Source organism: Serpentinimonas barnesii, from assembly GCF_000696225.1.
In the GTDB taxonomy this organism is placed as follows: Bacteria; Pseudomonadota; Gammaproteobacteria; order Burkholderiales; family Burkholderiaceae_C; genus Serpentinimonas; species Serpentinimonas barnesii.
Genome location: NZ_BAWN01000005.1, coordinates 44160 through 65080 on the forward strand (window position 1 = coordinate 44160; position 20921 = coordinate 65080).

Here is a 20921-nt window from a genome sequence, read left to right on the forward strand (position 1 = left end):
ATAATTCCCCTTGCTTTGATATGAATCAAGCGTGCAGAGCGCAGGGCAATGTTATGCTCGACTGCATGGCAAATTCTTCTGTCGCTGGTCAGGTTGCGCTTGCGGTACCGGGCCCCCTTGGGCCCGAATCGCCGGCCGGTTTGTCGGGCCTGCTGGGCCAGCACCGGGGTCCGCTCACGGTCGATGACGATTTTTTGGTGCTCGACGACCCGCTGGAGCAGGAAGACTTTAGTCATGCGGTGGAGGTCGATGGCCGGCCGCTGCAAGAGTCGGTCCTGATGGTGCAGGGCATGTACTGCCCGGCCTGCACCGAAACCGTTGAGGCCGCCTTGGCAGGCCGCAAAGGCGTGGTGTCGGTGCTGGTGCATGCGGCCACGCGCCGCGTCACGCTGCGCTGGGATCCGGCGCTAACCCTGCTCTCGGCGCTGGCGCGCGACGTGGGGCAAACCGGCTACCGCTTGCTGCCCATGCGCCACGCGCTCAGTGTCGAGCAGCGCCTGGCCGAAACCCGCATGCTCATGTGGCGCCTGTTCGTGGCCGGCTTTTGCACCATGCAGGTCATGATGTATTCGTGGCCGTTCTACGTCACCGAACCGGGCGAGATCCCGGCCGTCTACGACCAGTTGCTGCGCATGGCCAACTGGATGCTGAGCGTGCCGGTGGTGATGTTTTCCAGCATGCCCTTTTTCCAGAGCGCGTGGCGCGATCTGCGGCATGGGCGCATCGGCATGGACATGCCGGTTTCCATTGGTATTTTGGTCACCTTTATTGCCAGCACCGGCGCCACCTTCGACCCGACCGGCGTCTGGGGGCACGAAATCTGGTTCGACTCGCTCACCATGTTCGTGTTCTTCCTGCTCGGCGGGCGCTACCTGCAGTCGCGCATGCGCGACCGCACCGCCGGCTCGCTCGACGCGCTCATGAACCGCCTGCCCGAGCAGTGCGAGCGCCAACTGTCCGACGGCGGTTTCGAGACCATCTCGCTCAAGCGGCTGCGCGTGGGCGATGTGCTGCGGGTGCAGGCCGGCCAGGCCTTCCCCGGCGACGCCACCGTGCTGGGTGAGAGCGCCACCGTCGATGAGGCGCTGCTCACTGGCGAGTCGCAGCCCGTCACGCGCCTGCGTGGCCAGACCGTGGTCGCCGGCAGCTACAACCTGGCCGGAACAGCCTTGGTGCGCATAGACAAAATCGGCCGCGACACCCGCTTTGGCCAGATCGTCTCGCTCATGGAGCAGGCCTCGACCGAAAAGCCCGATTTGGTCAAGCTGGCCGACCGCATCGCCGGCCCGTTCTTGATCGTGGTGTTGTTGAGTGCTGGGTTTGGCGCTTGGTATTGGTGGCAGATCGACCCGGCGCTGGCGGTGCCGATCGCCGTGGCGGTGCTGGTGGTCACCTGTCCCTGCGCTTTGGCGCTCTCCACACCCTCGGCCATGCTGGCCTCAGCCGGGGCGTTGGCGCAACGCGGCATCTTGGTGCGCCGCCTGCTGGCTTTTGAAGCCCTGTGCAAGATCGACACCGTGGTGTTCGACAAAACCGGCACCCTCACACAGGATCGGGTGGTGCTGCGCGAAGTGATCGTGCGCCCCGGCTTGGCGCGCGAGCAGGCGCTGCGCATGGCATGGCCGCTGGCTTCGGCTTCGCTGCATCCGGTCTCGCGCGCCATTGCGGTGCAAGCGCAGCCCTTGGTCAGCGCGCCCAATCCAGCCGGGCCTGGTGCAACGCCAAGCGCAGAGCCAGTCGATCTGGTGCAAGAGCGGCCCGGGGCAGGGCTGGTGCTGGAGCGTGCGGGCGGGGGTGAGTGGCGGCTCGGTTCGGCGGCCCTGTGCGGGCTCGACGAGGCGCAACTGCTGGCGCAGGGGCGCAGCGCATCCGATTCGCCCTGCGCTTACCTGTGCGACGAGCACGGCTGGGTCGCCACCTTCGTCATGGACGAAGGCGTGCGCGCCGATGCGCCCGCTGCGGTGGCCGAGCTGCGAGCCATGGGCTTTTCGGTGCATTTGCTTTCGGGAGACCGGATTGGTGCGGTGCAGCGGGTGGCGCAACAGCTCGGCATCGAGCAGGTGGTGGCCGGTGCCAGCCCCGAGCGCAAGCTCGAAGTGGTCGCGGCCTTGCAGCAGCAGGGCGCGCAAATTGCCATGGTCGGCGACGGCATGAACGATGGGCCTGTGCTGGCGCGTGCCCAGGTCTCGTTTGCCCTCGGCCACGGGGCGCCGCTGACGCAGTCGCAGTCCGACTTTGTGGTGCAAAGCGGCCGGCTGTCCGAATTGGTGCAAACCGTGCGCCAGGCGCGCCGCACTTTGCGCATCCTCAAACAGAATTTGTGCTGGGCCGGCGGATACAATGCCAGCATGGTTCCGCTGGCGATCGCAGGCTATGTGCCTCCTTGGCTGGCCGGTTTGGGTATGGCCCTGAGTTCATTTGTGGTTATTGGCAATGCCATGCGCCTGTCTAGCTTGCCGGACATGCCTGTGCCCGAGCCAGCCGCTGCGGCTGCGGCCCTTTCTGTGAGGTAAAGCCATGGAAACCTTGTTTTTGCTCATCCCTTTGTCGGTGGTGCTGGTGCTGGCCATCATGGGCCTGTTCTGGTGGGCGCTCTACAACGGGCAGTACGACAACATCGAGCGCGAGGGCGAGCGGATTTTGAAGGACGATTGATCTAAGTCAAGTGGCAGCGTCCCCCCAGCGGTGACACTCGCCCAGTGTGTTTTTTAGAGTAGAGGAGTAACCATGAGTGCAATAACGGCAGATGCCCTGTCTAGGGCCCAACCGGATGCCCAGACCGGCATCTACAACGACAAGGTCGTCCGACAGTTCTCCGTGATGGCGGTGGTCTGGGGTGTGGTGGGCATGTTGGTCGGCGTGATCATCGCCGCCCAAATGATTTGGCCCGCACTCAACCTTGGGCAGTTCGGTCTGGAGTGGTTCTCCTTTGGTCGTTTGCGACCCTTGCACACCAACGCGGTGATCTTCGCCTTTGGCGGCTGCGTCCTGTTTGCCACCAGTTACTATGTGGTGCAGCGCACCTGCCAAACCCGGCTTTTTCTGGGCCCGCTGGCTGCTTTCACCTTCTGGGGTTGGCAGCTCGTCATCGTGCTGGCCGCCATCACGCTGCCGCTGGGCCTGACCTCTGGCAAAGAGTACGCCGAACTGATCTGGCCGATCGACATCCTCATCACGGCGGTCTGGGTCTCCTACGCGGTGGTGTTCTTTGGCACCTTGGCTACGCGCAAGATCAAGCACATCTACGTCGCCAACTGGTTCTTCGGGGCCTTCATTCTGGCGGTGGCGCTGCTGCACGTGGTCAACAGCGCGGCGATCCCAACCAGCTTCTGGCACGCCTACTCGGCCTACGCCGGGGTGCAAGACGCCATGATTCAGTGGTGGTACGGCCACAACGCGGTGGGCTTCTTCCTCACAGCCGGCTTCTTGGGCATCATGTACTACTTCATTCCGAAGCAGGCTGAGCGCCCGATCTACAGCTACCGGCTCTCGATCGTCCACTTCTGGGCCCTGATCTTCACTTACATGTGGGCCGGCCCGCACCACCTGCACTACACCGCGCTGCCCGACTGGACCCAATCCATCGGCATGGTGTTCTCGCTCATTCTGCTGGCCCCCTCTTGGGGTGGCATGATCAACGGCATCATGACGCTCTCGGGTGCTTGGCACAAGCTGCGCGACGACCCGATCCTGCGCTTCCTGATCGTCTCGCTGTCCTTCTACGGCATGTCGACCTTCGAAGGGCCGATGATGTCCATCAAGACCGTCAACGCCCTGAGCCACTACACCGACTGGACCATTGGCCACGTGCACTCCGGCGCGCTGGGCTGGGTCGGCCTGATTTCCATGGGTGCGCTGTACTTCCTGATTCCGCGCCTGTTTGGCCAGAAGAAAATGTACTCGGTGCCGGCCATCGAATTGCACTTCTGGATTGCCTGCGTGGGCATCGTGCTCTACATCGCCGCGATGTGGATTGCCGGCGTGACCCAAGGCCTGATGTGGCGTGCCCTGGCCGAAGACGGCACCTTGGCCTACACCTTCAGCGAGTCGGTGCGTGCCACCTATCCCTTCTACGCCATTCGGCTGGTGGGCGGTGCCATGTACTTTGCGGGCATGTGCATCATGGCTTGGAACGTCTGGATGACGGTGCGCATGGGGCTGAAAGCCGGCCCGGTGCCGCAAGTTCGCATCCCCACAGTAGCCCCGGCTCACGCTTGAGGAGAATCACAACATGGCTGATAGCAACAATTCCAGCGCCAAGATTGGCCCGAGCTCCAGAATTGGGCGCTCGCACGACAAGATCGAGACCAACAGCTTCCTGATGATCGTGCTCATCTTGGCGGTGATCTCGGTCGCCGGCTTGGTCGAGATCGTCCCGCTGTTCTTCAAGAAATCCACCACGCAACCGGTCGATGGCCTCAAGCCCTACACCGCCTTGCAATTGGCCGGGCGCGATGTGTACATCCGCGAAGGCTGCTTCACCTGCCACTCGCAGATGATTCGCCCCTTCCACGCCGAGACCATGCGCTACGGGCATTTCTCGCTGGCGGGTGAGTTCGTCTACGACCGGCCGTTCCAGTGGGGTTCCAAGCGCACCGGCCCCGACCTGCACCGCATCGGTGGCCGCTACTCTGACGAATGGCACCGCCAGCATCTGATGGACCCGCGCACTTTGCGCCCGTACTCGAACATGCCGGCCTACCCATGGTTGGCTGACCGGATGGTGAACGCCCAATCGATGCCGGCACGCTTAAATGCGCTTCAACTCTTGGGCCATCCCTACACCGACGAGGAAGTTACCGGAGCGGCTCAGGCGGTAGAGGGCAAAACCGAGATGGACGCCCTGATCGCTTACCTGCAAATTTTGGGCACAGCGGTCCGCTGATTGAATGGGAGGGCATGGGATATGGACGTAAACGACTACCGCAGCATCGTGACCGTGATCAGCTTGGTGCTGTTTTTGGGCATCGTTTGGTGGGCTTGGTCCAAGCGCAACAAGGCGCAGTTCGATGACGCCGCCCAACTGCCCTTCAAGGAAGATTGAGCCGCGCGACCTCATTAACTAGAGAATCATCATGAGCGACTTCACAAGCGAATTCTGGCACTACTGGGTGGCCGGTGTGACCCTGATCAGTATCTTGGCCTGCTTCTTTCTGCTGTGGTACAGCGGCAAAGTCGATGTCAAGTCCAACGAAGGCAACTCCACCGGCCACGTCTGGGACGAAGACATGACCGAACTGAACAACCCGCTGCCCAAGTGGTGGGTTTATATGTTCGTCATTACCTTGCTGTTCGGCCTCATCTACGCACTGCTGTATCCCATGTTGGGCAAGTTTCCGGGCTTGTTGAACTGGACTTCTGCGGGCCAGTACCAGGCTGAAAAAGAAGCCAACTTGGCTGAAGTCGCGCCCAAGTTTGCCGCTTTCAGCCAAATGCCGGTCGAGCAATTGGCGCGCGACCCCGCAGCGCTGCAAATCGGTGAGAGCCTGTTCATGAACAATTGCGCGGTTTGCCACGCCGTCGATGCGCGCGGTAGCCTGACCTTTCCCAACCTAACGGATGGCGATTGGTTGTGGGGTGGCGATCCAGAGGCGATCAAGGTTTCCATCACCCAAGGACGTGTGGCTGTGATGCCGCCATTGGCCGAAGCGGTGGGCACGCCGGATGATGTCACCAACGTGGCCCATTACGTCATGAGCTTGTCGGGTGCGCCGCACGACAGCGTGCGTGCGGCCGCAGGCAAGGCCAACTTCGCCACCTGCATTGCCTGCCACGGCGCCGAAGGCAAGGGCAACACCGCCATGGGTGCACCCAACCTGACCGACGACGTGTGGTTGCACGGCTTTGGGGTCGATGCAGTGGTGCGCAGCATCAACATGGGCATCATGAACGTCATGCCGCCGCAAAACGTGCTGCTGTCTGAAGATCAGATTCATGTGTTGACCGCCTACGTTTGGGCCAAGTCCAACCCAGCGCCTAACTAAGCAGGGCCCTTTGCGGTGTTCCATTGACTGAGTCAAGCATCAATAAAAAAAGCGCATCTTCTGTCGCTACCACCAAGCCTTTTCCGGTCCCGGTGGTGGCGGCGGAAGACAAAATTCACCCGCGCTCGGTTTCTGGTGTCTTTACCAATTGGCGCTGGATCATGGTTTGGGTCACCCAGATCATTTTTTATGGCCTGCCATGGGTCGAATGGAACAATCGCCAAGCGGTTTTATTCGATCTCGAAGTCCGAACCTTTTATCTTTTCAACCTCGTTCTATTTCCGCACGACCTGATTTACCTGACGGTCTTGCTGATCATTTCGGCGCTCTCCTTGTTTTTGTTTACCGCCGTAGCCGGGCGTTTGTGGTGCGGTTTTGCCTGTCCTCAGACGGTTTACACCGAAATTTATCTGTGGATGGAAAAGCTGGTAGAAGGCGATCGCCAAGCCCGCATGCGGCTTGATCAAGCCGGGCATTCATTCCAGAAGTTCGGCAAAAAAACGCTCAAGCACCTGCTTTGGCTGGGCTTTGGGCTGTGGACCGGCTTCACCTTTGTGGGTTATTTCACGCCCATCGACCAGCTTGGGCAAGCGGTTTTGCAAGCCTCGCTCGGGCCGTGGCAAACTTTCTGGATTTTGTTTTATGGCTTTGCCACTTATGGCAACGCCGGGTTTTTGCGCGAGAAAATCTGCAAATACATGTGCCCCTATGCGCGCTTCCAAAGCGCGATGTTTGACCGCGATACCCTGATCGTTACCTACGACGCCGGGCGCGGTGAACCCAGGGGAGGGCGCTCGCGCACGGCCGACTTGTCGCAGCTCAAGCTCGGGCATTGCGTGGATTGCACCTTGTGTGTGCAGGTTTGCCCAACGGGTATCGATATCCGCAAAGGCTTGCAGTACGAGTGCATAGGCTGCGGTGTGTGCGCCGACGCCTGCGATGCGGTCATGGACAAGGTGGGCTACCCCAAGGGGCTGGTGCGCTTCACCACCCAAAACGGCTTGCAGCAGGGATGGTCTTCGCGGCAGATCTGGCGCCGGGTGCTGCGGCCCCGGGTCTTGGTCTACAGTGCCATATTGTTGCTTCTGACAGTGGCCCTGTTTGCGAGCTTGTATATGCGCACCCCGCTCAAGATCGATGTGGTGCGCGATTCCGGTGTCATGTCGCGCTTGGTGCAGCAAGGATACATAGAAAACGTGTTCCGCTTGCGCGTGCTCAATGCCACCGAGCAGGTGCAGCACTACCGCATCACGGTGCAGGGCTTGCCAGGCGTGCAGATTGAGTCTGAAAGCCGCTTTAGCCTAGAGCCCACTGCGGCGCGCAGCATGGCGCTCACCTTGAGGGTGCCACCGGGCAGCAGCGCAGCGGGCGCGCACCCCATTCGCATCGAGGTGCAAGCCGAAGCCGATCCATCCTTACGTGCCACAACCGATTCGGTTTTCATGGTGCCGCGCTGATACATTGGGTGTTCAAATCACCCGTTTATTGCGTTTGTTTCAAACTTCCTCTACACTGAGCGCATCATGACCCAAGTCACTTCGTCAGTTCCAGCCAAGCCGTCGCGCCCGTGGTATCGCGAGCCCTTCACGTGGTTGGTGTTTGGTCTGCCAGCCACCTCGATCGTTACCTCGTTGACGCTCGTCACCATCGCGGTCAACAACCGCGACCCAGTGCTTGACCGCGATGTGCCCATGGTGCAGCTCGATCCGCACAAGCTGCGGGTGCTCACGCCCGAGCAACGGGCCATTTACGAAGCCAGCTTGCGCCCGGCGCGCGAGGCGCGCAACCACGCGGCCAGCCCGGAAATGCCTCCGCCCCGTCCCTAGATCGTTAAAGCAAGGCCTCGCGGCCATTGGGGGGGTTGACCAGCGCCTCCAGCGCTTGGGTGTTTTTGATCAGCACATAGCGCTGCTTGACTTCAATAATGTCTTCATCCATGAAGCGCGAGAAGGTGCGGCTCACTGTCTCGAGTTTCATGCCCAGGTAGCTGCCGATTTCTTCGCGCGTCATGCGCAACACCAGCTCGGATTGAGAAAAGCCGCGCGCGTGCAGGCGCTGCACCAGGTTGAGCAAAAAGGCCGCCAGCCGTTCCTCGGCGCGCATGGTGCCCAACAGCAGCATCACGCTCTGGTCGCGCACGATCTCGCGGCTCATGATCTTGTGTACGTGGTGCTGCAGGGCGCTGAACTCGCGCGAGAGTTGTTCGATTTGGTTAAAGGGCAGCACGCAGACTTCGGCGTCTTCAAGCGCCACGGCGTCGCAGGCGTGTTGGTCGTGCACGATGCCGTCCATGCCGATAATCTCGCCCATCATCTGAAAACCCGTGACCTGATCGCGTCCGTCGATGCTGGTGATGCAGGTCTTGAAAAAGCCCGAGCGCACGGCATAGAGGGCTGTAAACGGTTCACCGGCAGTAAACAACGCCGCGCCACGCTTGACCCGGCGCCGGTTCGACACCACGTCTTCGAGGCGCAGCATCTCGGGCGCACTCAAGCCCATCGGCAGGCACAGCTCGCGCAGATTGCAGCTGGAACAGGCAACTTTGAGGCTCTGGATATCCATAGAAAGGCAGCTAGACAAGCCTTGAGCTTAACCCAAGTGCGGTACTGGCCTGGTCGGCACAAAAAATAGGGAAAAATGCTGCGGATTTGACTCAAGTCAAGGGTGTCGAGGGCGCACCCGTGCATAGTCCACCGCTAGGAGAGCCATTTGTGAAACATGTGATCGACGAGGGGTTGCTGCGGCGCTTTGATGTGCCCGGCCCCCGATACACCTCGTACCCCACCGCCGATCGCTTCGTGGAAGCCTTTGGCGAGCCGGATTATCTGCAGGCGCTGCGCCAGCGCCAAGCCGGTTCGCTGGCCTTGCCGCTGTCGATCTACGTCCACATTCCCTTTTGCGAGTCGCTGTGCTACTACTGCGCCTGTAACAAGGTCATCACCAAGCACCACAGCAAGTCGGCCGAGTACCTGCGCTACCTCACGCGCGAGCTTGAGTTGCAGGCCCAGCAACTGGGGCAAGGCCACACCGTGTCGCAGATGCACCTAGGCGGCGGCACCCCGACCTTCATGAACGACGAGGAACTGGCCGATCTGGTGGCCATGGCGCAGCGCCACTTCACCTTGGTGCCGGGGGGCGAATACTCGATCGAGGTCGATCCGCGCACCGTCACGCCGCAACGGCTGGAACACCTGCACCGGCTCGGCTTTAACCGCCTGAGCTTTGGGGTGCAAGATTTCGATCCCACGGTGCAAAAGGCGGTGCACCGCATACAGCCCGCCGAGCAGGTGTTCGAGCTGGTGGCGGCGGCGCGGCGCATCGGCTTCGAGTCGGTCAACGTTGATCTGATCTACGGCCTGCCGCAGCAAACGCCCGAGTCTTTTAGACACACGCTGGAGCGCGTGCGCGAGCTGCGCCCGGACCGCATCGCGCTCTACGCCTACGCCCACCTGCCGGCGCGCTTCAAGCCGCAGCGGCGCATCGTAGCGGCCGAGCTGCCGCCCGCGGCCGACAAGCTGGCCATGCTGGCGATCTCGCTCGATGTGTTCAACCAAGCGGGCTATGTGTACGTGGGCATGGATCACTTTGCCCTGCCCGACGACGCGCTGGCGGTGGCCAAGCGCCAAGGGCGGCTGCACCGCAACTTTCAAGGCTACAGCACCCAGCCCGATTGCGACCTGATCGCCCTCGGTGTGTCGGCCATCGGCCGCATCGGGGCCACGTACAGCCAGAATGCCAAGACGCTGGAGGAGTACTACGATAGCCTCGATCAAGGGCGGCTGCCGATCGTGCGCGGGCTGGCCTTGAACCGCGACGACCTGCTGCGCCGCGCCGTCATCATGGCCCTGATGTGCCAGGGGCGGCTCGATTTCGAGTCCGTCGGGCTGGCGCATCTGATCGATTTCAAGTCGTATTTCGCGCGTGAACTGGAGCGCCTGCACGAGTTCGAGGCCATGGGCTTGCTGCGCCTGAGCGAGGGCAGCATTGAAATCAGCGACAGCGGCTGGTACTTGGTGCGCGCCATCGCCATGGTGTTCGACAAGTATCTGCAGCTGGATCGGGATCGGGCGCGCTTTTCCAAGATCATTTGAGCCCGATGGCCCATCGGTCGCTTGGCTGCGTTCCCTGTGCTTGCCCCTGTCCTAGGGCATGTCCCCAGCATGGTGTTAGAGTCTAAGACCTATGTTTGAGTCCATGTTGCTCTCGGCCCTGCTGATGGGGCTGGTGGGTGGCCCGCACTGCATCGCCATGTGTGGCGCCGCGTGTGCCGGCATTGCCCACGCTGGCGAGCCGCACCGTGCGCGCGCCTTGCTCACCTTCCAGTTCAGCCGCATGTTGGGCTATGCGCTGTTGGGCGCCGTGGCAGCGGGCACCGTGCAGGGCTTGGCTGTGATGGGGCAGCACACCGCCATCATCCGCCCGCTCTGGACCCTGATGCACGTGGCGGCGCTGTTTTTGGGCCTGATGCTGCTGCTGCAAGCGCGCCAGCCGGCCTTCATCGATGGCTGGGCCCAAGGGCTGTGGCGACGCGCGCGCCCGGTGCTTAACAAGCTCGGCCCCAAGGCCCCGGCGGTGCTCGGGGTGGGCTGGGCGCTCATGCCCTGCGGCTTGCTGTATTCGGCCTTGCTGGTGGCCTCGCTCTCGGCCCATGCGCTCAACGGGGCTGCCATCATGGCCGCTTTTGCGCTGGGCACCATGGTCTCGCTCACCGCAGCGCCGTGGCTGCTGCTCAAGCTCAAAGACGGGCGCAGCGGCGGCTGGGGCATCCGGCTGGCGGGGCTGGCGCTGATGCTGGTCTCGGGAGTGGCGCTGTGGATGGGCATGGCGCACCCCACGGGTTTGTGGTGCGACGAACCGGTGGCTTTTTTATATGCCGGCTGTGTAGTTTCATAATATAAAACGCACACTTGTTGCGCTGCAATAAATTTTTTCATATTGAAAACAAAATTTTGCAATGTGGAAATGAAAAAGCAACTGATTGATTTTTATTGAAATTATTTTTGTCTTATATAAGACATAAGATTGGCGACGGCCGTTGCTCGGGCGTACACTAGTGCTCAAGGATGTGCAGCCGAGTCCCCTAGGCCCCCAGCGGTCCTGTGCCAAACCGGTAGCACCCAAGCCCCCGACTTTTTTTTAACCTTCAGGAGTGAGCATGACCTCTGCCATCAACAAGCAACTCAGCCGCCAGCAACAAATCGAGGCGCTGGAACTCGACTGGGCACAAAACCCGCGCTGGAAAAGCGTCAAGCGCGGCTACAGCGCCGCCGACGTGGTGCGCCTGCGCGGCAGCGTGCAGCCCGAGTACACCATGGCCCAAAACGGTGCCCGCACCCTGTGGGAAAAGGTCAACGGCGGCGCCAAAAAAGGCTATGTGAACGCCTTTGGCGCCATCACCGCCGGGCAGGCGATGCAGCAGGCCAAGGCCGGGCTGGAAGCGGTGTACCTGTCGGGCTGGCAAGTGGCGGCCGACGGCAACACCAGCGAAACCATGTACCCGGACCAGTCGCTCTACGCCTACGATTCGGTGCCCACCATGGTGCGCCGCATCAACAACACCTTCAAGCGCGCCGACGAAATCCAGTGGAGCCGTGGCATCGAGCCCGGTTCGCCCGAGTTCATCGACTACTTCCTGCCCATCGTGGCCGACGCCGAAGCCGGTTTTGGCGGCGTGCTCAATGCCTTTGAGCTGATGAAGAACATGATCGCCGCCGGGGCCGCCGGCGTGCACTTCGAAGACCAGTTGGCCGCCGTGAAAAAATGCGGCCACATGGGCGGCAAGGTGCTGGTGCCCACGCAAGAGGCGATCGAGAAACTGCTGGCCGCGCGTTTCGCCGCCGACACCATGGGCGTGCCCACCCTCATTCTGGCGCGCACCGACGCCGAAGCCGCGAACCTGATCACCAGCAACCACGACGCCAACGACCAGCCCTTCCTCACCGGTGAGCGCACCCAAGAGGGCTTCTACCGCGTCAAGAACGGCCTGGAGCAAGCCATCAGCCGTGGCGTGGCCTACGCCCCCTACGCCGACCTGGTCTGGTGCGAAACCGGCACCCCCGACCTCGGCTTTGCGCGCGAGTTCGCGCAGGCCGTACACGCCGCCTGCCCCGGCAAGCTGCTGTCGTACAACTGCTCGCCCTCCTTCAACTGGAAGAAAAACCTGGACGACAAGACCATTGCCGTGTTCCAAGAAGAACTCTCGGCGCTGGGCTACAAGTACCAGTTCATCACGCTGGCGGGCATCCACATCAACTGGTTCAACACCTTCCAGTTCGCCCACGCCTATGCGCGCGGCGAGGGCATGAAGCACTACGTGAACATGGTGCAAGAGCCCGAGTTCGCGGCGCGCCAGCAGGGCTACACCTTTGTGTCGCACCAGCAGGAAGTGGGCGCGGGTTACTTCGACGACGTGACCACCGTGATCCAGGGCGGCTCCTCCAGCGTCAAGGCCCTCACCGGCTCGACCGAAGAAGAGCAGTTTCATTAATCTAAAAGAACGTGCCCCCACGCTCGCGTTGCTCGCTGCCCCCCGAGGGGGCGCATCAGTGGCTTCGGGCGGCCGGGCGCCACTGAAATGAGAATGCCCCCACGCTCGCGTTGCTCGCTGCCCCCCGAGGGGGCGCATCAGTGGCTTCGGGCGGCCGGGCGCCACTGATCTAACAAGGCAGGGGAGAGCCCAAGCCCAAGGCAGCCGCCTTGGGCTTTTTTTGTGGGAAAATGGATACAGCGGCGGTGAGCCGCGTTTGTTTTTGTGGACATAGTCATGCTCAACATCACCCTCCCAGACGGCTCGCAGCGCCAGTTCTCCGGCCCGCTCACCGTGGCCGACGTGGCCGCCTCCATCGGCAGCGGGCTGGCCAAGGCCGCTTTGGGTGGCAAGGTCAATGGCGAACTGGTTGACACCGCCTACCTGATCGAGCAAGACACCCAACTGGCCATCGTCACCGCCAAAGACCCCGAGGGGCTGGAGCTGATCCGCCACTCCAGCGCGCACCTGCTGGCCTACGCCGTCAAAACGCTGTTCCCCGACGCGCAAGTGACCATCGGCCCGGTGATCGAGCACGGGTTTTATTACGACTTTGCCTACAAACGCCCCTTCACGCCCGAAGACCTGGAGGCGATCGAGAAAAAAATGCTCGAACTCGCCGCCAAAGACGAGAAAATCGAGCGCCGCCTGCTGGGCCGCGACGAGGCCGTGGCGCACTTCAAGGGCATGGGCGAGCACTACAAGGCCGAGATCATCGCCGGCATTCCCAGCAACGAGGGCCTGAGCCTGTACCGCGAAGGCGCGTTTGAGGACCTGTGCCGCGGCCCGCACGTGCCCAGCACCGGGCGCCTCAAGCACTTCAAGCTCATGAAAGTGGCCGGGGCCTACTGGCGCGGCGACCACCGCAACGAGATGCTGCAACGCATCTACGGCACCGCCTGGGCCAGCAAGGAAGACTTGCAAGCCTACCTGCGGCGGCTCGAAGAAGCCGAGCGGCGCGACCACCGGCGCCTGGGGCGCGAGCTGGATTTGTTCCACATCGACGAGCACGCGCCCGGGCTGGTGTTCTGGCACCCGCTGGGCTGGGCCCTGTGGCAGCAAGTGGAGCAGTACATGCGCCGCATCTACCGCCAGCACGGCTACCACGAGGTCAAGGCGCCGCAGATACTGGAGCAGACCCTGTGGGAGAAAACCGGCCACTGGGACAAGTACCGCGACAATATGTTCATCACCGAGAGCGAAAAGCGCGACTATGCGCTCAAGCCCATGAACTGCCCCGGCCACATCCTGATCTACAAACAGGGCCTCAAGAGCTACCGCGACCTGCCGCTGCGCTACGGCGAGTTTGGCCAGTGCCACCGCAACGAGCCCTCGGGCGGCCTGCACGGCATCATGCGCGTGCGCGGCTTCACCCAAGACGACGGCCACATTTTTTGCACCGAAGAGCAGATTTTGGCCGAGTGCGACACCTTCACCCAGGTGCTGCGCAAGGTCTATGCCGATTTCGGCTTTCACGACATCTTGTACAAGGTCTCGACGCGCCCGGCGGCGCGCATCGGCTCCGACGCGCAGTGGGACAAGGCCGAACAGGCGCTGATCGACAGCCTACGCCACGCTGGCTGCGAGTTCCAGATCTCACCCGGCGAGGGGGCTTTTTACGGCCCCAAGATCGAGTACACGCTCAAAGACGCGATCGGGCGCGAGTGGCAGTGCGGCACCATCCAGGTTGATTTCAACTTGGCCGAGCGGCTGGACGCCGAGTACGTGGCCGAAGACGGCAGCCGCCGCGCGCCGGTGATTTTGCACCGCGCCATCGTGGGCAGCCTGGAGCGCTTCATCGGCATCTTGATCGAGCAGCACGCCGGTGCGCTGCCGCTGTGGCTGGCGCCGCGCCAGGTGGCGGTGCTCAACATCACCGACGCGCAGGCCGATACCTGTCGCGAAATTGCCAAAAAACTCGAGGACTTGGGCTTTAGAGTGGCGCTGGATTTGCGCAACGAGAAAATCACGTATAAAATCCGAGAGTTTTCCTTGCAAAAGCTGCCCTACCTGATCGTCGTGGGCGACAAAGAGAAGGCCGCCGGGACGGTTGCCGTGCGAGCGCGTGGCAACCAAGACTTGGGCGTCATGGCCTTCGAAGATTTCGCCCAGCGTTTGCAGCAAGAGCTTGACACCAAGTCTTGAGTCCTAGGCCGTGCCTAGGCGAGTAAGCCAGCGCTTTTGCAAGCCTCCATTTCGTTTGAACCAAAGGATTTCACCATCGCTACGACTGCTCCGAACTTTCGCGATCGCCGCCACCGCGAAGAACGCGCCCACCGCCTGAACCGCGAGATTCTGGTTCCCGAAGTGCGCCTGATGGGCCCCGAAGGCGAGTCGATCGGCGTCGTCAGCATCCAAGAGGCGCTGCGCATGGCTGGCGAAATGGATGTCGATCTGGTCGAGATCGCAGCCGTGGCCAAGCCGCCGGTGTGCCGCCTGATCGATTACGGCAAGTTCAAGTACGCGGAGCAGAAGAAGGCCGCTGAAGCCAAGTCCAAGCAAAAAGTCATCGAGGTCAAGGAAATCAAGTTCCGCCCTGGCACCGACGACGGCGACTACCACATCAAAATGCGCAACATCCGCCGCTTCCTCGAAGAAGGCGACAAGTGCAAGGTGACGCTGCGTTTTCGGGGCCGCGAGATCACGCACCAAGAAATCGGGCTGGCGCTGTTGCAGCGCATCCGCGAAGAACTCGGCGACCTGATCGTGGTGGAGCAGTTCCCCAAGCTCGAAGGGCGCCAGATGATCATGATGATAGCCCCTGGCCGCAAAAAGGCCGGGGTCGCCAAACCGGCACCGGAAACGGCTGCCGTCGCCCAGTCGGCTTAATCGCCGCACGGGGTGCAAAAGCTGTGTGGGTGGGTCGCCCGCACGGCTTTATTCGTGGCTCGGGGCCAGCAAGACCGCGGTGGGTATCGCGGCGCCTCACGAGCACAATTCAAGAAGGAGCACACCATGCCCAAAATGAAGACCAAGAGCAGTGCGAAAAAGCGTTTTCGCGTTCGTCCGGGTGGCACCGTCAAGCGCGGTCAGGCCTTCAAGCGTCACATCCTGACCAAGAAGACCACCAAAAACAAGCGCCAGTTGCGCGGTGCGGTGAATGTGCATGAGACCAATATGGGTCACATGGCGCAGATGCTGCCCTACGCTGGCCTGTAATTCAACCCGACGAACAAGGAATCAACCATGCCTCGCGTTAAACGTGGTGTAACGGCACGTGCCCGTCATAAAAAAGTGTTGGCTTTGGCCAAAGGTTTCCGCGGCCGCCGCGGCAATGTCTATCGCATCGCCAAACAGGCGGTGATGAAGGCCGGCCAGTACGCCTACCGCGACCGCCGCGCCCGCAAACGGGTGTTCCGCCAGCTCTGGATTGCGCGCATCAACGCCGGTGCGCGCGAGCTGGGCCTGAGCTACAGCCAGTTTGCCAACGGCCTGAAAAAAGCCAACATTGCCATCGACCGCAAGGTGCTGGCCGATCTGGCCGTGAACGACAAGGCAGCCTTTGGCCGCATCGTCGAGCAGGCGCGCGCGCATTTGGCAGCGGCTGCTGCCCCGGTGGCGGCCTGATCTAGCTGAGGGTTGTCGGGGTGGATGGAGGCGTTTAGGCCGCCATCCGGCCCCCGACCCTTGAGGGCCAGCGCTGCACGGCACTGGCCCTTTTTGTTTTATGTGCTTAAGCCCTATGCTTGGCCCCATTTTGTCCACAGCCCGCCCCGCGCACCTCGGAACGGATATTTCGATGAACGAACTCGATTCCCTTGAGCAATCGGCGCGCGCGCAGTTTGCGCAGGCCCACAGCCCCGCCGAGCTGGAAAACGCCAAGGCCCTGTACTTGGGTAAAAACGGCCGCCTGACCGAGCTGATGAAGGGGCTGGCCAGCCTGAGCGTGGACGAGAAAAAAACCCGTGGCGCGGCCATCAACGTGGCCAAGCAGGCGGTGGAGGCGGCGCTCAACCAGCGCCGCGCCGAACTGGCCGAGGCCGAGTTGCAGCGCCAGTTGCAGGCCGAGGCGCTGGACGTGACACTGCCCGGCCGCCACAGCGGCGGCGGTGGGCTGCACCCGGTGAGCCTCACCCTTGAGCGCATTGAGGCGATTTTTGGCTCCATGGGCTTTGAGGTGGCCGACGGCCCCGAGATCGAGTCCGACTGGTTCAACTTCACCGCCCTGAACACGCCCGCCGACCACCCGGCGCGCTCCATGCACGACACCTTTTACGTGCGCGCCGGCACGCAGCCCGAGCCCTATTTGCTGCGCACCCACACCAGCCCGATGCAAATCCGCCACGCGCTGCAACACGTGCAGCGCCACAAGCAGCAGGCGGGGGCCAGCGCCACGGCGTTGTTTGATGGCCCCATGCCCGAAATTCGCGTGATTGCCCCCGGGCGCACCTACCGCGTGGACAGCGACGCCACGCACTCGCCCATGTTTCACCAGTGCGAGGGGCTGTGGATTGGCGAAAACGTGAGCTTCAAAGACCTGAAGTTCGTGTTCACCGATTTTTGCCGCACCTTCTTTGAGTCCGACGATCTGGTGCTGCGCTTTCGCCCCAGCTTCTTTCCCTTTACCGAACCCAGCGCCGAGATCGACATCCAGTTTCAGTCCGGCCCGCTGGCCGGGCGCTGGCTCGAAGTGGCGGGCTCCGGGCAGGTGCACCCCAATGTGCTGCGCCACATGGGCCTGTGCCCCGAGCGCTACCTGGGCTTTGCCTTTGGCATGGGGCCGGACCGGCTCACCATGCTGCGCTACGGCGTCAACGACCTGCGCCTGTTTTTCGATGGCGACCTGCGTTTTTTGAGCCAGTTCCAGTGAGCCTAGCCCATCGCCTGATTCGTTGACCCCTGCCACGCCTACGCACGAGAGCACACGATGCAATTTCCCGAATCCTGGTTGCGTGAGTTTTGCAACCCGCCGCTGAGCAGCCAGCAACTGGCCGACACCCTGACCATGGCCGGGCTGGAGGTGGAAGAATGCCGCCCCGCCGCGCCGCCGTTTACCGGGGTGGTGGTGGCGCGCATTGAGCACATCGAGCCGCACCCGCAGGCCGAGCGCCTGCGCGTTTGCCAGGTGGATGTGGGCACTGCTGAGCGGCTGCAAATCGTTTGCGGGGCGCCCAATGCGCGCGTCGGCTTGGTGGCTCCTTGCGCCCTCGTGGGGGCGGTGCTGCCCCCTGCTGCCGACGGCCAACCGTTGCACATTGGGCTGGGGCAGTTGCGCGGGGTGCCCAGCCACGGCATGCTGTGCTCGGCGCAAGAGCTGGGCATAGCCGACGACGCCGCCGGCCTGCTGGAGCTGCCCGCCGAGGCCCCCGTGGGGCAGGATGTGCGCCAGTACCTGCAACTCGACGATGCAATTTTCACCCTCAAGCTCACCACCAACCTGGCGCATTGCCTGAGCGTCTATGGCGTGGCGCGCGAGCTGGCCGCGCTCACCGGGGCGCCGCTGCACACTCCGGCCTGGCCGCAGGTAGCGGCTACCCACACCGAGGTGCTGCCGGTGCAGGTGCAGGCCCCCGATCTGTGCGGGCGTTTCAGCGGCCGCATCGTGCGCGGCATCGACCCGCAGGCGCGCACACCGGGCTGGATGGTGCAGCGGCTGGCGCGTTGCGGCCAGCGCAGCGTCTCGGCGCTGGTGGACATCTCCAACTACGTGATGTTCGAGTTTGGCCGCCCCTCGCACATCTTCGATCTGGCGCAGATCGAGGGCGGCTTGCAGGTGCGCTGGGGCCGCGCCGGCGAGACGCTGCAACTGCTCAACGGCCAGACCGTGGCGGTGGATGAGCAGGTGGGTGTGATCGCCGACGCGCAGGCGCTGGAGTCGCTGGCGGGCATCATGGGCGGGGCGGCGACGGCGGTGGGAGCGGCCACGCGCGATGTGTTCGTCGAGGCCGCCTTCTGGTGGCCGCAGGCCATCGCCGGGCGCTCGCGCCGCTACCACTTCAGCACCGACGCCGGGCACCGCTTCGAGCGCGGCGTCGATCCCGCCACCACGGTGCAGCACCTGGAGCGCATCACCGAGCTGATCGTGCAGATCTGCGGCGGCCAGCCCGGCCCGATCGCCGACCAGGTCATCAACGTGCCGCAGCCGCAGCCTGTCGCGCTGCGGGTGGCGCGCGCAGCCAAGGTGATCGGTATGCCGCTCACGCAAGCCCAGTCCGCGCAGGCGTTGCGCCGGCTGGGGCTGGAAGTGAGCGAAGAGCAGGGCACATTGAGCGTGACCCCGCCCCCGCACCGCTTCGATTTGCAGATCGAAGAAGACCTGATCGAAGAAGTGGCGCGCCTGATCGGCTACCAGAACCTACCGCACACCCCGCCACAGGCCCCGGTGACGGCGCTGGTGCGCCCGGAGCGCCGCCGTGGGCCCTATGCGCTGCGGCGCCAACTGGCGCAACGGGGCTACCAAGAAACCATCAACTTCAGCTTCGTGCAAGAGCGCTGGGAGCGCGACTGGGCCGGCAACGCCGAGCCGATTGCCCTGCTCAACCCCATCGCCAGCCAGATGAGCGTGATGCGTTCCTCGCTCATGGGCAGCTTGCTGGCGGTGCTCAAATTCAACACCGACCGCAAGGCCGAGCGCGTGCGCGTGTTCGAGCTCGGGCGTGTGTTTGCCCACGACGCGGCGGTGCCCGACGGCCCCTATAGCGTGGCCGGTGTGGCGCAGCCCCTGCGCGTGGCCGCGCTGGCTTGGGGCGATGCGCAACCGCAGCAGTGGGGCGTGGCGGCGCGCAGCGTCGATTTCTATGACCTCAAAGGCGATTTGCAGGCCCTGCTGGCCCCGCGCCAACCCCGTTTCGAGCCGGCATCGCACCCGGCGCTGCACCCGGGCCGCTGCGCCCAGGTGTGGCTCGACGGGCAGGCCATAGGCTATATCGGCGAGCTGCACCCGCGCTGGCGCCAGCAAGAGGGTTGGCAGCAGGCCCCGGTGTTGTTCGAGCTCGATCTCGCCCCCCTGCTGCAGCGCGAGCTGGTGCAGGCGCAGCCGGTGCCACGGCACCAGCCGGTGCAGCGCGACTTGGCGGTGGTGCTGCCCGAGCGCGTCGGGCACGATGAATTGCTGGGCGTGGTGCGCGCTGCCGACGGCTCGGGCTGGCTCAAAGACGTCTGCCTGTTCGACATTTACCGCCCCAAGCTGGGGCACAATGCGGGTGCAAGCGGCGTGGCCGAAGGCGAGAAAAGCTGTGCCTTGCGCCTGACGCTGGAGCGCGACGACGCCAACCTCACCGATGCGCAGATCGAGTCGGTGGTGCAGGCCGTGCTGGCTGCGCTGTCGGCGCAGCTGCAAGCGCGCTTGCGCGCCTGATACCCCCACCCTGTTGGAGACCTTCGCTGTGAGCCCAAGCCACCCCCTGCCCGACACCGATCTGAGCGAGCCTGCGCCAGACGCCGACACCTTGACCAAAGCCCAACTGGCCGAGCTGCTGTACCAACAAATAGGCTTCAACAAACGCGAATCCAAAGACTTGGTGGATGCCTTTTTCGATCAGATTTCCGAACGCCTGATTCAGGGTGACGACGTGAAATTGTCGGGTTTTGGCAATTTTCAGGTGCGCACCAAAGCCCCCCGGCCTGGCCGCAACCCGCGCACCGGCGAAGCGGTGGCCATTGCGGCGCGGCGTGTGGTGACCTTCCACGCCAGCCCCAAGCTCAAGGAGGCGGTGCAGTCGGGGCGGGTATCCGACGACGACGGGTCAGACGCTTAGGATGCGCCCAAGCCCCTTTCAGGGGGCTGCTCAGGCCAACGCCCAGCGCGCTTCCAAGTCCAGCAAAGCCTGCTTGCGTGCAAGCCCGCCGGTGTAGCCGGTGAGCTGACCCTTGCGGCCCAGCACGCGGTGGCAGGGCAGCACGATGCCGAGCGGGTTGCGCCCCAGCGCGCCGCCCACGGCACGCGCGGCCCGGGGCCGCCCGATGGCGTTGGCGATATCCTGATAGCAGCACGTTTGGCCCGGCGCGATGCCCGCCAAGGCGCCCCAGACCGCCTGTTCAAAGGCGCTGCCACGGCTCCAGTCGAGCGCCAGCTCGAAGCGCTGGCGCATGCCGCCAAAGTATTCGTCCAGTTGGGTCGCAGCTTGCCGCAGCAGCGGCTGATCGGGGCTGGGCGTTGCATCCGTGGCCCAAGCCGGAATGGCGGTCTGGTCGGCAAACCACAAGCCCGCCAAGCGGTCGGCGCGCGCGGCCAAGAGCAATTCGCCCAAGGGGCTGTTCAAACGGCTTTGGTGCATGGCGGTGGGGCAGCAGGGCAAGATGGCCACTGCGCGCAACTGGAGCGGGCGATGGGAATCGAACCCACGTCTTGAGCTTGGGAAGCTCAGGTCCTGCCATTGAACGACGCCCGCGCAGCCCGTTGCACTCGGTCAACGGGCCTGCATCATAACCGATTGGGGCCGGGTGGAACGGGAGCTTGTGGCGGTGTGCGG

Annotated in this window: 20 protein-coding genes and 1 tRNA gene; 18 read left to right on the plus strand and 3 right to left on the minus strand. The window is 63.2% G+C overall.

Going from position 1 to position 20921, the window contains the following annotated elements; genetic code table 11:
- The first annotated feature begins 140 nt into the window (after positions 1-140).
- The 8 genes from SRAH_RS01430 to SRAH_RS01465 all read left to right on the plus strand — a co-directional run bounded on the left by SRAH_RS01430 (position 141) and on the right by SRAH_RS01465 (position 7810).
- The gene (locus SRAH_RS01430) at positions 141-2513 is read left to right on the plus strand and encodes a heavy metal translocating P-type ATPase (RefSeq protein WP_045475780.1); all 2373 of its coding nucleotides are present in this window, start codon (positions 141-143) and stop codon (positions 2511-2513) included.
- Positions 2514-2517: 4 nt separating this feature from the next.
- Positions 2518-2655, plus strand: a complete 138-nt coding sequence (ccoS, locus tag SRAH_RS01435; protein ID WP_029461577.1) for a cbb3-type cytochrome oxidase assembly protein CcoS — start codon at positions 2518-2520, stop codon at positions 2653-2655.
- A 72-nt stretch (positions 2656-2727) separates the two neighbouring features.
- Positions 2728-4218: a cytochrome-c oxidase, cbb3-type subunit I gene (ccoN, locus tag SRAH_RS01440; protein WP_045475783.1), complete on the plus strand. Its 1491-nt coding sequence runs from the start codon at positions 2728-2730 to the stop codon at positions 4216-4218.
- Positions 4219-4231: 13 nt separating this feature from the next.
- Entirely contained in the window at positions 4232-4885 is a 654-nt protein-coding gene (gene ccoO, locus SRAH_RS01445; protein ID WP_029461579.1) for a cytochrome-c oxidase, cbb3-type subunit II, read from the plus strand.
- Between the two features lie 21 nt (positions 4886-4906).
- A complete protein-coding gene (locus tag SRAH_RS01450) occupies positions 4907-5044 on the plus strand; it encodes a CcoQ/FixQ family Cbb3-type cytochrome c oxidase assembly chaperone (protein WP_029461580.1) in 138 nt (45 codons plus the stop codon).
- 31 nt (positions 5045-5075) lie between these two features.
- Positions 5076-5984 carry a cytochrome-c oxidase, cbb3-type subunit III gene (ccoP, locus tag SRAH_RS01455; protein ID WP_029461581.1) on the plus strand — a complete coding sequence of 303 codons (909 nt, stop codon included), beginning with the start codon at positions 5076-5078 and terminating at the stop codon, positions 5982-5984.
- Positions 5985-6022: 38 nt separating this feature from the next.
- On the plus strand, positions 6023-7441 hold the full coding sequence (gene ccoG / locus SRAH_RS01460; RefSeq protein ID WP_045475812.1) for a cytochrome c oxidase accessory protein CcoG: 1419 nt from the start codon (positions 6023-6025) through the stop codon (positions 7439-7441).
- A gap of 66 nt (positions 7442-7507) precedes the next feature.
- Positions 7508-7810 (plus strand): hypothetical protein, encoded by a 303-nt coding sequence (locus tag SRAH_RS01465; protein ID WP_045475785.1) that lies wholly within the window; start codon positions 7508-7510, stop codon positions 7808-7810.
- 4 nt (positions 7811-7814) lie between these two features.
- On the opposite strand, the gene fnr is transcribed toward SRAH_RS01465, so the two are convergent.
- Positions 7815-8546, minus strand: coding sequence for a fumarate/nitrate reduction transcriptional regulator Fnr (gene fnr, locus SRAH_RS01470; protein WP_029461584.1), 732 nt, complete (start codon positions 8544-8546; stop codon positions 7815-7817).
- A 149-nt stretch (positions 8547-8695) separates the two neighbouring features.
- On the opposite strand from fnr, the gene hemN reads away from it, so the two are divergent.
- From hemN to SRAH_RS01520, 10 genes are all read left to right on the plus strand, one after another.
- Positions 8696-10075 (plus strand): oxygen-independent coproporphyrinogen III oxidase, encoded by a 1380-nt coding sequence (gene hemN, locus SRAH_RS01475; RefSeq protein WP_029461585.1) that lies wholly within the window; start codon positions 8696-8698, stop codon positions 10073-10075.
- Between the two features lie 91 nt (positions 10076-10166).
- On the plus strand, positions 10167-10877 hold the full coding sequence (locus SRAH_RS01480; RefSeq protein ID WP_045475789.1) for a sulfite exporter TauE/SafE family protein: 711 nt from the start codon (positions 10167-10169) through the stop codon (positions 10875-10877).
- Between the two features lie 262 nt (positions 10878-11139).
- Positions 11140-12471, plus strand: a complete 1332-nt coding sequence (gene aceA / locus SRAH_RS01485) for an isocitrate lyase (RefSeq protein ID WP_029461587.1) — start codon at positions 11140-11142, stop codon at positions 12469-12471.
- 276 nt (positions 12472-12747) lie between these two features.
- Positions 12748-14655 (plus strand): threonine--tRNA ligase, encoded by a 1908-nt coding sequence (gene thrS / locus SRAH_RS01490; RefSeq protein ID WP_029461588.1) that lies wholly within the window; start codon positions 12748-12750, stop codon positions 14653-14655.
- A gap of 75 nt (positions 14656-14730) precedes the next feature.
- Positions 14731-15339, plus strand: a complete 609-nt coding sequence (infC, locus tag SRAH_RS01495; RefSeq protein WP_076606959.1) for a translation initiation factor IF-3 — start codon at positions 14731-14733, stop codon at positions 15337-15339.
- Positions 15340-15465: 126 nt separating this feature from the next.
- A complete protein-coding gene (gene rpmI, locus SRAH_RS01500) occupies positions 15466-15669 on the plus strand; it encodes a 50S ribosomal protein L35 (protein WP_029461590.1) in 204 nt (67 codons plus the stop codon).
- A gap of 27 nt (positions 15670-15696) precedes the next feature.
- The gene (rplT, locus tag SRAH_RS01505) at positions 15697-16077 is read left to right on the plus strand and encodes a 50S ribosomal protein L20 (protein WP_029461591.1); all 381 of its coding nucleotides are present in this window, start codon (positions 15697-15699) and stop codon (positions 16075-16077) included.
- Positions 16078-16249: 172 nt separating this feature from the next.
- Positions 16250-17320 carry a phenylalanine--tRNA ligase subunit alpha gene (gene pheS / locus SRAH_RS01510; RefSeq protein WP_029461592.1) on the plus strand — a complete coding sequence of 357 codons (1071 nt, stop codon included), beginning with the start codon at positions 16250-16252 and terminating at the stop codon, positions 17318-17320.
- 57 nt (positions 17321-17377) lie between these two features.
- Positions 17378-19807: a phenylalanine--tRNA ligase subunit beta gene (pheT, locus tag SRAH_RS01515; RefSeq protein WP_029461593.1), complete on the plus strand. Its 2430-nt coding sequence runs from the start codon at positions 17378-17380 to the stop codon at positions 19805-19807.
- Positions 19808-19835: 28 nt separating this feature from the next.
- Positions 19836-20207 (plus strand): integration host factor subunit alpha, encoded by a 372-nt coding sequence (locus SRAH_RS01520; RefSeq protein ID WP_029461594.1) that lies wholly within the window; start codon positions 19836-19838, stop codon positions 20205-20207.
- Positions 20208-20237: 30 nt separating this feature from the next.
- Here SRAH_RS01520 and SRAH_RS01525 read toward each other — a convergent pair whose 3' ends face one another.
- Both SRAH_RS01525 and SRAH_RS01530 read right to left on the minus strand, forming a co-directional pair.
- Entirely contained in the window at positions 20238-20726 is a 489-nt protein-coding gene (locus tag SRAH_RS01525) for a methylated-DNA--[protein]-cysteine S-methyltransferase (protein WP_029461595.1), read from the minus strand.
- 40 nt (positions 20727-20766) lie between these two features.
- A tRNA-Gly gene (locus SRAH_RS01530) sits at positions 20767-20840 on the minus strand.
- Positions 20841-20921: the final 81 nt, after the last annotated feature.

Coding starts and splice junctions, on each gene's coding strand:
- SRAH_RS01525 (WP_029461595.1), bottom strand. CDS start 20,726: ATGCACCAAAGCCGTTTGAACAGCCCCTTGGGCGAATTGCTCTTGGCC.
- ccoN (WP_045475783.1), top strand. CDS start 2,728: ATGAGTGCAATAACGGCAGATGCCCTGTCTAGGGCCCAACCGGATGCC.
- SRAH_RS01450 (WP_029461580.1), top strand. CDS start 4,907: ATGGACGTAAACGACTACCGCAGCATCGTGACCGTGATCAGCTTGGTG.
- SRAH_RS01480 (WP_045475789.1), top strand. CDS start 10,167: ATGTTTGAGTCCATGTTGCTCTCGGCCCTGCTGATGGGGCTGGTGGGT.
- thrS (WP_029461588.1), top strand. CDS start 12,748: ATGCTCAACATCACCCTCCCAGACGGCTCGCAGCGCCAGTTCTCCGGC.
- fnr (WP_029461584.1), bottom strand. CDS start 8,546: ATGGATATCCAGAGCCTCAAAGTTGCCTGTTCCAGCTGCAATCTGCGC.
- ccoS (WP_029461577.1), top strand. CDS start 2,518: ATGGAAACCTTGTTTTTGCTCATCCCTTTGTCGGTGGTGCTGGTGCTG.
- pheS (WP_029461592.1), top strand. CDS start 16,250: ATGAACGAACTCGATTCCCTTGAGCAATCGGCGCGCGCGCAGTTTGCG.
- SRAH_RS01465 (WP_045475785.1), top strand. CDS start 7,508: ATGACCCAAGTCACTTCGTCAGTTCCAGCCAAGCCGTCGCGCCCGTGG.
- rpmI (WP_029461590.1), top strand. CDS start 15,466: ATGCCCAAAATGAAGACCAAGAGCAGTGCGAAAAAGCGTTTTCGCGTT.
- aceA (WP_029461587.1), top strand. CDS start 11,140: ATGACCTCTGCCATCAACAAGCAACTCAGCCGCCAGCAACAAATCGAG.
- rplT (WP_029461591.1), top strand. CDS start 15,697: ATGCCTCGCGTTAAACGTGGTGTAACGGCACGTGCCCGTCATAAAAAA.
- ccoO (WP_029461579.1), top strand. CDS start 4,232: ATGGCTGATAGCAACAATTCCAGCGCCAAGATTGGCCCGAGCTCCAGA.
- pheT (WP_029461593.1), top strand. CDS start 17,378: ATGCAATTTCCCGAATCCTGGTTGCGTGAGTTTTGCAACCCGCCGCTG.
- ccoP (WP_029461581.1), top strand. CDS start 5,076: ATGAGCGACTTCACAAGCGAATTCTGGCACTACTGGGTGGCCGGTGTG.